Below are 11,225 nucleotides of genomic sequence, written 5' to 3' on the forward strand. Positions count from 1 at the left end.
AGACACAGCCCCACCCCAACCCCTCCCCTGAAGGGGAGGGGCTTGAGAACGGCGCACCGCCTGGCTCCCTCCGCCTACACAACCACCAACATCCCTCCCAGCCTGCCAAAGCTTAGCCCCTTTGGGGTTCCGCTAGGGCATCGCCTCCGCTAGGAGGCCAATCCATGACCAGCAGCGACCAAGCCCCTGCCGGCCGGTTCGACGGCCGCGAGCACCGCTTTGCGCTGCGCGTCTATTTCGAGGACACCGATCTCACCGGTGTCGTCTATCACGCCAATTATCTGCGCTATATGGAGCGCGCCCGATCGGACATGCTCGACTGCGCAGGGATCGACCAGCGCGCCGTGTTCGAAGCGGGCGGGGGCGCCTATGCGGTGGCCGGGCTCGACATCCGCTATCGCGCGCCCGCGAAACTCGGCGACACGCTGGTGGTTGTCAGCAAACTCACCCGCGTGCGCGCCGCCGCCGTCGATATTCAGCAACGAGTCATGCGGGACGATCTTTTAGTCGCGGAAGCAACCGTCGAGGTGGCGTTCGTCGCCCCCGGCGGTCGCCCGCGACGGCAGCCGGCCGAATGGCTGGCCGCGTTCGAACCGCTCGTGTGGAAGGAGAGTTAAGCGTCCATGCCGTCCGTCTCAACCGGTGCCGTCCTGTCGCCGATCCATCTGTTCCTGGAAGCCGACATCGTCGTGAAGCTGGTCATGATCGGCCTGCTGCTCGCGAGCCTGTGGACCTGGACGATCATTATCGGCTTCGCGCTGAAGGTCAGCAGCCTGCGCAAGGAGATGCAGCGCTTCGAGACCGACTATCGCGAGGCGGATGATTTCGACGAATTCCACCGCCGCGCCGCCGGCCGCGACCAGCCGATCGCGCGCGTGTTCGCCGCGGGGGTCAGCGAATGGCGCCGCTCGACCGCGGGCAAGACGATCGATCGCGAAGGCACGCGCGAGCGCCTCGCCACGGCGATGGGGGCGACGGTCGCGATGGAGATCGATCGCATCTCGGATCGGCTGAACTTCCTTGCCACGGTGGGGTCGGTAGCGCCGTTCGTGGGGCTGTTCGGCACCGTCTGGGGCATCATGCGCAGCTTTACCGGCATCGCCGCGGCGCAGAGCTCGTCGCTCGCAGTCGTGGCGCCGGGCATTGCGGAAGCGCTGTTCGCCACCGCGATCGGCCTGTTCGCGGCCATTCCGGCGGTGATCGCGTACAACCGCTACAGCCATGCCGTGAACCGCGTCGAGGCGCGGCTGAACCGCTTCGCCGATGGCTTCCACGCGACGCTCAGCCGCCGCCTGGAGATGGAGGGCTAAGCCGATGGGCATGCACCTCCCCTCCAGCAAGGGCCGCGGCCGCCGCACGCCGATGGCCGAGATCAACGTGACCCCCTTGGTCGACGTGATGCTGGTGCTGCTGATCATCTTCATGGTCACCGCGCCTTTGCTCACCGCCGGCGTGCAGGTGAACCTGCCCGAGAGCCGCGCCAAGGCGCTCGACCAGGAGCAGAAGCCGGTCCAGATCTCGATCGACGACAAGGGGCAGGTGTTCCTCGACACCGACGCCGTCAGCGATGCCGAACTGCCTGCCAAGCTGGCAGCGATCGCCGCCCGGAAGGGCCCCGACGGCAAGCCCGCCGCCATCTATCTGCGCGGCGATACCGCGCTCGGCTATGGCAAGGTGATGCGGGTGATGGGCGAGCTCAACCAGGCCGGCCTCAACAAGGTGTCGCTGCTCACCGAACCGAGCGACCAGCGCTGAGGTGAGCGAGACCATGGACCGTAGCGAGCGGATCGGGCTCGGCGTTTCCATCGCGGCGCACGCCGCGGTGTTCGCCGCGCTGTCGCTCAGCCTGTTGAAGACGCCGCCGCAGGAGACGCCCAAGGCGATTCCGATCGAGATATCGCTGGCCGACAAGGTGGGGCTGGAAAGCACCGCCCCGGTGGTGAGCCAGGAGGAACTGGCGGCGAAGAAGTCGCCGGTGGAAGCGCCGGTCGAGCCCGAAAGCGCGCCGCCGCCGGCACCCGATCCGCAGCCCCAGCCCAAGCCGCAACCGGCCCCGCCGGAGCCCAGGCCCGCGCCGCAGCCCAAGCCGCAGCCGCCCCAGCCCAAGCCGGCCCCGGCGGAGAAGCCGCAGCCCAAGCCCAAGCCTGCGCCGGCCGAAAAGCCGCAGCCGGCCAAGCCCGAGAAGCCGAGCAAGCCCGCGCCGCCGTCCAAGGCGGCACCGGCCAAGTCGAGCGACGCCGCGTCCAAGAGCGCCGCCACCGGCAGCGAGCGCCGCCCGGCCAAGCCGACCGGCAACCTTGCCGGGCTCGATCTCGGCCGCTCGAACAACAGGACCAACAGCACCGCGCTCGCCAACCCGGCCAGCAAGGCTTCGGCCGAGGAGGTGGCGAGCTTCCGCGGCCTGATCGCGCGGCAGATCCAGCCCTGCGCCAACCGCCAGGTGACCCCGGGCCCCGGCGCCGAGCGCATTCGCATCCTGGTACGCCTCAGCTTCAATCCGGATGGCTCGCTGGCGGGCAATCCGGACATTACGGGCGTGCAGGGGAACGATGCGAGCAATGGGCGGTATGTCGATCGGGTAAAGGATCTCGCGATCGCCACCTTCAAGGGCTGCACGCCGATCCGCGGGCTGCCCGCCAATCTCTATGCTGTGCCGGGCGGGTGGAAGAGCCTGGCGTTCAGCTACAAGCTGCCTGGATGAGGATGAAGCGATGAAACTCCAAACCATAGCCTTCGCGACGCTCTGCCTGGCAGGCACGGCGCATGCCCAGACCACCCCGCCGCCGCCGATCGCGAACAGCCCGCAGGCGGCTGCGCAGGCGCAAGGGCAGAGCCAGGACCAGCCGGTGATCGACATCGTCGGCGGCATCTCCGCGCCGATGCCGATCGCCATCCCGGCGATGCCGACCTCGGCAGTCGTGGACACGCCCGCCGGCTCCACCGACGTGCTCGGCCAGAAGCTCGCCGATGTCATCACCAACGACCTGCGCGGCTCGGGCCTGTTTACGCCGGTGCCGCCCGCGCAGCTGCGCACCGTCGCCTTTCCGGAAGTGACCGCGCCTGCCTATGACTATTGGGGCGGCACCGGCGCCCAGTCGCTGGTGCAGGGCTATGTCCGCGCCAATGGCGACGGCTCGCTCACCGTCGGCTGCTATCTCTACGACGTGCTCTCCAAGGTGGAGCTGATCCGCCAGGGCTTCGTCGTCTCGCCCTCCGACTGGCGCCGCGCGGGCCACAAATGCGCCGACGCGATCTATTCGCGCCTCACCGGCGAGGGCCCCTATTTCGACACCCAGATCGCCTATATCGCGGAGACGGGCCCCAAGAACCGCCGCCGCAAGCAGCTGGCGATCATGGACCAGGACGGCGCCAACCACCGCTTCCTCACCAACGGCCAGTCGATCACGCTGACGCCGCGCCTCTCGCCCAAGCTCAACGCGATCCTCTACATGAGCTTCGAGCGCGACCGGCCCTCGATCCACATCTACGACCTGAATTCGCGGCAGGACCGCACGCTGGTTTCCAACCTCGCGCTCAATTTCGCGCCGCACTGGTCGCCGGATGCGCGCTATGTGCTGTTCTCGATGGCGGTGGGCGGCAATACCGACCTGTACCGCGTGCCGGCCAGCGGCGGCACGCCGGAGCGGCTGACCAACTCGCCCGGCATCGATACGGGCGGGTCCTATTCGCCCGACGGATCGAAGATCGTGTTCGAAAGCGATCGCGGCGGCACCCAGCAGCTCTATGTGATGAACGCGGACGGCTCCAACCAGCACCGCATCAGCTTCGGCGGCGGGCGCTATGCGGCTCCGGCGTGGAGCCCGCGCGGCGACCAGATCGCCTTCACCCGCATGGGCGGCGGCGCGTTCCGCATCGGCGTGATGAACCCCTCGGGCGGCGGCGAGCAGCTGCTCACCAACAGCTGGGGCGACGAAGGGCCGAGCTGGGCGCCCAATGGCCGCGTGATCGTGTTCTTCCGCTCCGCCCAGGGGTCGGGCCGTCCGGACCTGTGGACGGTGGACCTCACGGGGCGCGCGACACGAAAAGTGCCGACGCCGCTCGACGGCTCGGATCCAAATTGGGGTGCGGTGCGTCCCTGATACCGAGTAGAAACTCTAGCGTAACGAATGCGCGGCATGCGCGATCACCAGTGATAAGGAGGATAACATGACCAAGCTCGTCCCCGGCCTGATGCTCGGCGTGGCACTCGTCGCCACCGCCGCCTGCTCGAAGAAGCCGCCGGCCGCCCTGCCGCCCGCGCCGACCGACGCTCCGGCCCAGCCGACCCAGCCCTATGGCAATGGCGAAACTACGCAGGCGACGCCGCTTTCCGAGCAGTTCCGCCGCGAGGTGACGAGCGACACGATCCACTTCGGCCTCGACCAGTTCGACGTCGATCAGGAATCGCGCGCCATCCTCGACAGCCAGGCCAAGTGGCTGGTCGCCCACCCGAACGTCCGCATCACCCTGGAAGGGCATTGCGACGAGCGCGGCACCCGCGAATACAACCTCGCGCTGGGCGACCGCCGCGCCAACGCCGCGAAGAACTATCTCGCCGCCCAGGGCGTGTCGCCCGATCGCATCAGCACGATCAGCTATGGCAAGGAGCGTCCGGTCGCGATGGGTTCGGACGAAGCGAGCTGGGCGCAGAACCGCCGCGCGGTGACCCTCGTCCTGAACTGACGCGCGCGCACGACGCCGACGTTTCGGCCGCCGGGGCAGAGGCTCCGGCGGCCTTTTTCTTGCCCGCCGAATCCGCTTGGACTCCGACCCGAAACGATATAAAGATGATATCATAATTCAGGAGGGAACCATGACGGACGTACGGAGCGCGGCGCCCGCGTTGCGCCAGAGCAGTGAGACGGTCGCGCAGACGACCAGCGGCTATGGCATGCTGCTGGTCGGGATGGCGGCGCTGGCCGGGGGCGGAATTGCCTTCACACAGATCGATCGCTTGCCGGACTGGATGGTGGTCGCCTGGCTGGTCGTGGCCTCGCTGGTGCTGCTGTTCGTGCTGTGCGGCTTCTATCTGCTCCAGCCCAACCAGGCGGCGGCGATCCTGCTGTTCGGCGATTATCGCGGCACCGATCGCACCACCGGCCTGCGCTGGTCCTGGCCGTGGCTGATCAAGACCAAGGTCTCGGTGCGCGCCAACAACATGATCTCGGACAAGATCAAGGTGAACGACCTGCGCGGCAACCCGATCGAGATGGCGGCGCAGGTGGTGTGGCGCGTGACCGATACCGCGCAGGCGCTGTTCGACGTCGACGACTACAAGGCCTTTGTGAACGTCCAGATCGAGGCGGCGGTGCGCACCATCGGCTCGCGCTATCCCTATGACGATTTCGAGCATCAGGAAGTGACGCTGCGCGGCAACCACGATCAGGTCGGTGGCGAATTGCGTGCCGAGCTGATCGCGCGGCTGGCGGTGGCGGGCATCACCGTCGACGAATGCGGCTTCACCCATCTCGCCTATGCGCAGGAGATCGCCGGTGCGATGCTCCGGCGCCAGCAGGCCCAGGCGGTGGTGGCGGCGCGCAAGGCGCTGGTGGAAGGCGCGGTGGGGATGGTCGAGATGGCGCTCGACCAGCTCTCCGCCAAGAATGTCGTCGAGCTGGACGACGAACGCCGCGCCGCCATGGTCTCCAACCTGATGGTGGTGCTGTGCGGCGAGCGCGACACCCAGCCGGTGGTGAATGCAGGTTCGCTGTATCAGTAAGGCAGAATCGTGAGCGTGCCCCCGCAGAAAAAGGCTTTTCCGCTCCGCCTCGATCCGGCGCTCTACGCCGCGATCGAGCGGAGCGCGGCGACCGACCTGCGCAGCGTCAATGCGCAGGTGGAATGCCTGCTGCGCGAGGCGCTGGCCAGGCGCGGGGTGAAGCTGGCCGATCCGGTGCGGCCCAGGCGCGGGCGACCGCCCAAGGATAGCCAAGGAGACGTGGAATGACCGACGATAGTGTGCGCCCGGGCTTCTGGTTCAAGCCAAAGGCGTTCGGCTATGGCGCAACGCCGGTGACGTGGCAGGGCTGGACCTTGACCCTCGCCTACGTTCTATCCGCGGTGCTGCTCGTCAACCATGCGGGCTGGGGCCATCCCGCCTTCTACTGGTTGCTGATACCCTCCACGGTGGCGATGCTCTGGATCAGCTGGATCAAGACCGACGGCGAGTGGGGCTGGCGCTGGGGGCGCTGAGCGTCAGGCCGCGCGGGCGAGGGCGAGGGCTCGCCCGTCGCCATCGTCGTTCGCGGGCCGGCGCGTAGGGCGGGGTTTCCGCCGGGCGCGCGGAACGCGGCGGGCGAAGCGCGCGGTCACCCAGTGGCGCAGGCCCTGCACGCGCACGGCCGTGAACACCGTGACGGTGGTGAGCGCGACATCCACCAGCGTGCCGATCTCGAACATGCTCGCCCAGGCGATCGCTTCGGGCGCCATCATGCCGAAGACGACGGCACCTTCGGTTTCCATCACCCACACGATCGCGATCGCCGCGGCGACGAACCCCAGCACCAGCAGCACCTCGCCGCGCGACCAGCGGTTGCACCAGCGGGCGGGTGCCTCGACCAATAGCCGTCGCAGGGTGCGCCCCATCGGCGTTCCGTCCGCTACCAGGAGCGCGAACCAGAACAGCAACAGCGTGGCCTGAATCATCTCGAAGTCCCCCTCGTTTGCGGTGAGTTGGGGATTGGTGGCGGGATTGCCAGCCGGTCGTGCCCGAAAATCGCTTCCTCCGGCATGCTGTTCCGCTTATGTACCGGCCATGCTGCTGCCTGCTTCCCCCACGTCGCCGGTTCCCGTCGCTTCGGAGCCCTGCCGATGATCGCGCATCTTCGCGGCGCACTGGCCTCGAGCGGCGCCGATCATGCGGTGATCGACGTGAACGGCGTCGGCTATCTGGTCGGCGCATCGGCCAAGACGCTCGACAAGCTGGGCGCGGTCGGCGAGCAGGTCACCATCCACACCGAGATGCTGGTCAGCGAGGATTCGATTCGGCTTATGGGCTTCGCGACCGCCGACGAGCGCGACTGGTTCAAGCTGCTGACCAGCGTGCAGGGGGTGGGCGCCAAGGTAGCGCTGGCGATTCTCTCGATCCTCGCACCGCAGGAACTGCGCACCGCCGTCGCCCGCGCCGATGCGGCGACGATCGCGCGGGCGAACGGCGTGGGGCCGAAGCTCGCCCAGCGCATCGTCAACGAGCTGAAGGACAAGGCCGGCGGGCTGGCGCTCGGCGGTGTCGGCGCAACCTCGGCGCCCAGCGGTGGCGCTGCGGCTGATGCGGTCTCGGCGATGCTCAACCTCGGCTTCCGCCCGGCCGAGGCGAGCGCGGCGGTGAACGCCGCCAGCGACGAGCTGGGGCCGGCGGCGACACTCGACGCGCTGGTCCGCCTCGCGCTGCGCAAGGCGGCGAAGTAAAGGGGACTTCATGGAAATCGAAGTCTCCGCCGAAGCCAAGGACAAGCGCCTCAACCGCCATGTCGCGATCACCGTCGTGGTGCTTTCGGTTGCCACGGGCCTGTGCAACATCAAGGACGGCAACATCGTCCAGGCGATGGCGCAGGCGCAGTCGAGCTCGGTCGATCTGTGGAACGAGTATCAGGCGACCAAGACCAAGCAGCATCTGGCGGAGACCAGCCGGGCACAGATCGCGGCGGTCTCCGCGCTGGCGGAGAGCGGCTGGCTGCTCGCGGTCGCCTGGGTGCTCGGCGCAATCGGGCTGTTCCTGGGGCTGTGCGGCTTTGCCGGGTGGAGCTTCCATCCCGCGGTGCTGAGCACCTTGCTGGGATGAGGTCGACGCTCCTCTTCGATCCTCCCCGGCACGAGGGGGGTGGTTTACACCAGCGGCGTCGGCAGCGGCTGCCCCGCGAAATGCGCATCGAGATTGGCCAGCACCAGCGCCGCCATCGCGCCCCGGGTTTCCTGGGTGGCGCTGCCCTGGTGGGGAGCGAGCACCACCTGCTCCATCCGGCACAGGGCCTCCGGCACCGTCGGTTCCTTGGCGAACACGTCAAGGCCCGCGCCGGCGATCGTCCCGCTCAACAGCGCGGCGATCAGCGCATCTTCGTCGACCAGGCTGCCTCGAGCGACATTCACCAGCACGCCTGCCGGACCCAGCCGGTCGAGCACATGGGCATCGACGATCGCGGCGGTCTCGGCGGTGGCGGGCGCGGCGAGGATCAGCACGTCGCTCTCCTCGGCCAGAGTCGCGATGTCGGGCACGAAACGCCATGGCACCGGCTTGGCGCTGCGGGCGGTATACAACACCTCGCGGGCGAACGGCGCGGCGCGGGCGGCGATTGCAGTGCCGATCTTGCCGAAGCCGAAAATGCCGATGCGGCGGCTGCTGGCGTGCCGTCCGAGCGGCACCTGCCAGCCGCCACGACGCACCAGCGCGTCGTTGGCGGCGATGCGCCGCTGCACCGCGAGCATCAGCCCGATGGCGAGATCGGCAACGTCGTCGGTCAGTACGTCGGGCGTGGTGGTCACCCGCACGCCGCGGGCGCGCAGGGCGTCGAGATCGAGCCCGTCATAGCCGACCCCGTTGATCGCGACGATCTCCAGCATCGGCAGCCGATCGAGCAGGTCGGTGCCGAGCTGCATTTGCCCGCCGCCGACGATCGCCCGCGTCGTGAATGGTGGCACGCCCTTATGGAGCGCGAAACGCCGCGCGAGTTCGGCACGAAGCGCGTCGGATATGCCGGTTGCGAGATAGAGATCGACCATCGCCGCAAAGATGCCCGCATCGCCGCGACTTTGCCAGCCCAGACAATCGACCGGCGCCTCCGCGGCGGTTACAGCGTGATTTCTTCAGCATGACCGAACCAGACCGCCTTCTTACTGCCGGCCGCCGTACCGAAGATGTCGACGCGGCGCTGCGGCCCAAGTCGCTCGACGAGTTCGTCGGGCAGCAGGCGGCGCGCGAGAACCTCCGCGTGTTCATCGATGCCGCCAGGGCGCGCGGCGATGCGCTGGACCATGTGCTGTTCTTCGGCCCGCCCGGTCTCGGCAAGACCACGCTCGCCCAGATCATCGCGCGCGAGATGGGGGTGGGGTTCCGCTCCACCTCCGGCCCGGTGATCGTCAAGTCGGGCGATCTCGCCGCGCTGCTCACCAATCTCGAGGACGGCGACGTGCTGTTCATCGACGAGATCCACCGCCTCAATCCGGCGGTGGAAGAGGTGCTGTACCCGGCGATGGAGGACCGCGCGCTCGACCTGATGATCGGCGAGGGGCCCTCGGCGCGCAGCGTGCGGATCGAGCTGCCGCGCTTCACGCTGGTTGGTGCCACGACGCGGCAGGGGCTGCTGACCACCCCCTTGCGCGATCGGTTCGGCATCCCGGTGCGGCTGCAATTCTATACGGTGGACGAGCTGGAGCGGGTGGTGACCCGGGCGGCCGGGCTGCTGGGCCTTGCGATTTCCTCCGATGGCGCGCGCGAAGTGGCGCGGCGCTCGCGCGGTACCCCGCGCATCGCCGGGCGGCTGCTGCGCCGGGTGCGCGACTTCGCCAATGTGTTCGGCGAGGCGGTGGTACATGCCAAGGTGGCCGATGCGGCGCTCAACCGGCTGGAGGTCGACGGGCTGGGGCTCGACGCGATGGACCGGCGCTATCTGATGATGATCGCCGACGTCTATCGCGGCGGCCCGGTGGGGGTGGAGACGCTCGCCGCCGGCCTCAGCGAGCCGCGCGACACGGTGGAAGAGGTGATCGAGCCCTATCTGATCCAGCTCGGGCTGATCGCGCGGACGGCGCGCGGGCGGTGCCTGAACGGGCCGGGGTGGAAGCATCTCGGCCTCAACCCGCCGGCAGGATCGCAGGACGGGCTGTTCGACTAGGCGCCGTGTTCGAAGCCGAGGCGATCGGGCAGCGGGACCAGCGTACCGGCGTCGTGCAGCATCAGCCCTTCGCCGGCGCTGAACGCCCCCAGGCAGGTTGCCGCGACCGGTAGCGGCAGTCCCGGCGGCGCGGCGAACAGCAGTTCGTAATCGTCGCCGGCCGTCGCAGCGGCGAGGCGTGCGCCCCGATCCCGTCCGCGTACCGTCTGATAGTCGGCGGAGAGCGGCACCATGGCGAGGTCGATCGCCACGGCCAGCCCGCTCGCTGCCGCCATGCGTGCGGCATCGATCAGCAGTCCGTCGGACACGTCCATCATCGCGTGCACGCCCGGTGCGAGCGCCTGCCCCTCGGCGAGGCGCGGGGTCGGCCGCCGATAGCGGGCGAGCAGCGTCGCAGGGCCCTCGCCCGCCAGTGCCACCGCCAGCCCCATGCCGCCATCGCCGATCGTGCCGGTGACGTAGAGCAGGTCGCCGGCCTGTGCCCCGCTGCGGGCGGGGGCGTGCGTGGAGCGCCCAATCGCGGTCAGCGATAACGTGCGCGGGACGCCCGCTGCCGCCTTCACCGTGTCGCCGCCGATCAGCGGACAGGCAAAGCTGGTCAGCGCGGCGTCCAGTCCCGCCAGGAACGCAGTATCCCATGCGTCGTCGCCCGCCAGCGGATAGCCGAGCAGCACGCCTTCCGGCACCGCGCCCTTGGCGGCGAGGTCGGAGAGGTTCACCGCGAGCAGCTTCCACGCGACATCCTCCGCCGGATCGTCCGGCAGATAGTGGACGCCTTCCACCAGCACGTCGTGGGTAAGGACCAGATCGCCGAGCACGGCGGTGTCGTCCTGCAGCCCGCGCGCGCCGGTATGGAGCGGCAGGCGGCGAAGACCTGCGAGGAATGCGGCTTCGTTCATCCCGCCCGTCCGGGGGCAGGGGCGGCCATCAGGCGCGCGCTTCCTTGGCGATCGCGTCGAGAATGCCGTTCACGAACCCCTTTTCGCGGCGATCGTAGAAGGCGTCGGTCACGTCGAGATATTCGCTGATCACCGCGGCGGTCGGCACGTCGGCGCGGGCGAGCAGCTCATAGGTGCCGGCGCGCAGGATCTGGCGCATCGGCTTGTCGAGCCGTTCCAGCGTCCAGCCGGTACTGAGCTTGGCGGCGATGATGCCGTCAATCTCCTCGCGGCGCGCATCGGTGCCGCTGACCACATCGTCGAAGAACGCGATGTCGGCATCGGCATATTCGACGTCCTCGATGATCGCGCCGAGGCGGTGCTGGTGGAACTCGTGCAGCAGCGCGGGGATCGAGGTGCCCTCCATCTCGCGCTGGTAGAGCGCCTGGACGGCGGCGAGGCGGGCGGCGGCGCGGGCCTTGGAACGGGACTTTGCTTGCGGACTGGCCATAATCTACTT

Annotated in this window: 16 protein-coding genes; 12 read left to right on the plus strand and 4 right to left on the minus strand. The window is 68.7% G+C overall.

Annotation, left to right across the window (positions count from 1 at the left end; genetic code table 11):
• The first annotated feature begins 164 nt into the window (after positions 1 to 164).
• The 9 genes from KK7_RS0103210 (at position 165) to KK7_RS0103250 (ending at position 6,192) form a co-directional block, all read left to right on the plus strand.
• The gene (locus KK7_RS0103210; protein ID WP_010543203.1) at positions 165 to 617 is read left to right on the plus strand and encodes a YbgC/FadM family acyl-CoA thioesterase; all 453 of its coding nucleotides are present in this window, start codon (positions 165 to 167) and stop codon (positions 615 to 617) included.
• 6 nt (positions 618 to 623) lie between these two features.
• On the plus strand, positions 624 to 1,310 hold the full coding sequence (gene tolQ, locus KK7_RS0103215; protein ID WP_010543204.1) for a protein TolQ: 687 nt from the start codon (positions 624 to 626) through the stop codon (positions 1,308 to 1,310).
• Positions 1,311 to 1,314: 4 nt separating this feature from the next.
• Positions 1,315 to 1,755, plus strand: a complete 441-nt coding sequence (gene tolR / locus KK7_RS0103220) for a protein TolR (protein WP_010543205.1) — start codon at positions 1,315 to 1,317, stop codon at positions 1,753 to 1,755.
• A gap of 1 nt (position 1,756) precedes the next feature.
• Entirely contained in the window at positions 1,757 to 2,701 is a 945-nt protein-coding gene (locus KK7_RS0103225; protein WP_237709119.1) for a cell envelope biogenesis protein TolA, read from the plus strand.
• A 10-nt stretch (positions 2,702 to 2,711) separates the two neighbouring features.
• Positions 2,712 to 4,100, plus strand: coding sequence for a Tol-Pal system beta propeller repeat protein TolB (gene tolB, locus KK7_RS0103230; protein WP_010543207.1), 1,389 nt, complete (start codon positions 2,712 to 2,714; stop codon positions 4,098 to 4,100).
• 67 nt (positions 4,101 to 4,167) lie between these two features.
• Positions 4,168 to 4,683 (plus strand): peptidoglycan-associated lipoprotein Pal, encoded by a 516-nt coding sequence (gene pal / locus KK7_RS0103235; protein WP_010543208.1) that lies wholly within the window; start codon positions 4,168 to 4,170, stop codon positions 4,681 to 4,683.
• Positions 4,684 to 4,813: 130 nt separating this feature from the next.
• Complete coding sequence (locus tag KK7_RS0103240; RefSeq protein WP_010543209.1) at positions 4,814 to 5,719, plus strand: SPFH domain-containing protein; 906 nt, start codon at positions 4,814 to 4,816, stop codon at positions 5,717 to 5,719.
• A 9-nt stretch (positions 5,720 to 5,728) separates the two neighbouring features.
• Positions 5,729 to 5,947: a type II toxin-antitoxin system antitoxin gene (locus KK7_RS0103245; protein ID WP_010543210.1), complete on the plus strand. Its 219-nt coding sequence runs from the start codon at positions 5,729 to 5,731 to the stop codon at positions 5,945 to 5,947.
• Positions 5,944 to 6,192 (plus strand): hypothetical protein, encoded by a 249-nt coding sequence (locus tag KK7_RS0103250; protein WP_010543211.1) that lies wholly within the window; start codon positions 5,944 to 5,946, stop codon positions 6,190 to 6,192. Before KK7_RS0103245 ends, KK7_RS0103250 begins: the two co-directional genes overlap by 4 nt.
• Positions 6,193 to 6,195: 3 nt before the next feature.
• On the opposite strand, the gene KK7_RS0103255 is transcribed toward KK7_RS0103250, so the two are convergent.
• The gene (locus tag KK7_RS0103255; protein ID WP_010543212.1) at positions 6,196 to 6,645 is read right to left on the minus strand and encodes a hypothetical protein; all 450 of its coding nucleotides are present in this window, start codon (positions 6,643 to 6,645) and stop codon (positions 6,196 to 6,198) included.
• 165 nt (positions 6,646 to 6,810) lie between these two features.
• Between KK7_RS0103255 and ruvA the strand changes: the two genes are divergently transcribed.
• Positions 6,811 to 7,407, plus strand: a complete 597-nt coding sequence (gene ruvA, locus KK7_RS0103260; RefSeq protein ID WP_010543213.1) for a Holliday junction branch migration protein RuvA — start codon at positions 6,811 to 6,813, stop codon at positions 7,405 to 7,407.
• Positions 7,408 to 7,417: 10 nt separating this feature from the next.
• Positions 7,418 to 7,780 carry a DUF4337 family protein gene (locus KK7_RS0103265; RefSeq protein WP_010543214.1) on the plus strand — a complete coding sequence of 121 codons (363 nt, stop codon included), beginning with the start codon at positions 7,418 to 7,420 and terminating at the stop codon, positions 7,778 to 7,780.
• A 44-nt stretch (positions 7,781 to 7,824) separates the two neighbouring features.
• Here the strand turns inward: KK7_RS0103265 and KK7_RS0103270 are convergent, their stop codons facing one another.
• The gene (locus KK7_RS0103270) at positions 7,825 to 8,715 is read right to left on the minus strand and encodes an NAD(P)-dependent oxidoreductase (protein WP_010543215.1); all 891 of its coding nucleotides are present in this window, start codon (positions 8,713 to 8,715) and stop codon (positions 7,825 to 7,827) included.
• 89 nt (positions 8,716 to 8,804) lie between these two features.
• Between KK7_RS0103270 and ruvB the strand changes: the two genes are divergently transcribed.
• Positions 8,805 to 9,827, plus strand: a complete 1,023-nt coding sequence (gene ruvB / locus KK7_RS0103275) for a Holliday junction branch migration DNA helicase RuvB (protein ID WP_010543216.1) — start codon at positions 8,805 to 8,807, stop codon at positions 9,825 to 9,827.
• On the opposite strand, the gene thiL is transcribed toward ruvB, so the two are convergent.
• Complete coding sequence (gene thiL / locus KK7_RS0103280; protein WP_010543217.1) at positions 9,824 to 10,726, minus strand: thiamine-phosphate kinase; 903 nt, start codon at positions 10,724 to 10,726, stop codon at positions 9,824 to 9,826. The two genes, ruvB and thiL, sit on opposite strands and share 4 nt — an antisense overlap.
• 28 nt (positions 10,727 to 10,754) lie before the next feature.
• Positions 10,755 to 11,216, minus strand: coding sequence for a transcription antitermination factor NusB (nusB, locus tag KK7_RS0103285; RefSeq protein ID WP_010543218.1), 462 nt, complete (start codon positions 11,214 to 11,216; stop codon positions 10,755 to 10,757).
• Between the last annotated feature and the right edge of the window lie 9 nt (positions 11,217 to 11,225).

The organism is Sphingomonas elodea ATCC 31461 (assembly GCF_000226955.1).
GTDB lineage: Bacteria > Pseudomonadota > Alphaproteobacteria > Sphingomonadales > Sphingomonadaceae > Sphingomonas > Sphingomonas elodea.

What these genes read in the sequence shown, in the direction of transcription:
- ruvB (WP_010543216.1), top strand. Translation starts at nt 8,805, where the DNA reads ATGACCGAACCAGACCGCCTTCTTACTGCCGGCCGCCGTACCGAAGAT.
- KK7_RS0103240 (WP_010543209.1), top strand. Translation starts at nt 4,814, where the DNA reads ATGACGGACGTACGGAGCGCGGCGCCCGCGTTGCGCCAGAGCAGTGAG.
- KK7_RS0103210 (WP_010543203.1), top strand. Translation starts at nt 165, where the DNA reads ATGACCAGCAGCGACCAAGCCCCTGCCGGCCGGTTCGACGGCCGCGAG.
- pal (WP_010543208.1), top strand. Translation starts at nt 4,168, where the DNA reads ATGACCAAGCTCGTCCCCGGCCTGATGCTCGGCGTGGCACTCGTCGCC.
- KK7_RS0103250 (WP_010543211.1), top strand. Translation starts at nt 5,944, where the DNA reads ATGACCGACGATAGTGTGCGCCCGGGCTTCTGGTTCAAGCCAAAGGCG.
- KK7_RS0103270 (WP_010543215.1), bottom strand. Translation starts at nt 8,715, where the DNA reads ATGGTCGATCTCTATCTCGCAACCGGCATATCCGACGCGCTTCGTGCC.
- nusB (WP_010543218.1), bottom strand. Translation starts at nt 11,216, where the DNA reads ATGGCCAGTCCGCAAGCAAAGTCCCGTTCCAAGGCCCGCGCCGCCGCC.
- tolQ (WP_010543204.1), top strand. Translation starts at nt 624, where the DNA reads ATGCCGTCCGTCTCAACCGGTGCCGTCCTGTCGCCGATCCATCTGTTC.
- ruvA (WP_010543213.1), top strand. Translation starts at nt 6,811, where the DNA reads ATGATCGCGCATCTTCGCGGCGCACTGGCCTCGAGCGGCGCCGATCAT.
- KK7_RS0103255 (WP_010543212.1), bottom strand. Translation starts at nt 6,645, where the DNA reads ATGATTCAGGCCACGCTGTTGCTGTTCTGGTTCGCGCTCCTGGTAGCG.
- KK7_RS0103265 (WP_010543214.1), top strand. Translation starts at nt 7,418, where the DNA reads ATGGAAATCGAAGTCTCCGCCGAAGCCAAGGACAAGCGCCTCAACCGC.
- tolR (WP_010543205.1), top strand. Translation starts at nt 1,315, where the DNA reads ATGGGCATGCACCTCCCCTCCAGCAAGGGCCGCGGCCGCCGCACGCCG.
- tolB (WP_010543207.1), top strand. Translation starts at nt 2,712, where the DNA reads ATGAAACTCCAAACCATAGCCTTCGCGACGCTCTGCCTGGCAGGCACG.
- thiL (WP_010543217.1), bottom strand. Translation starts at nt 10,726, where the DNA reads ATGAACGAAGCCGCATTCCTCGCAGGTCTTCGCCGCCTGCCGCTCCAT.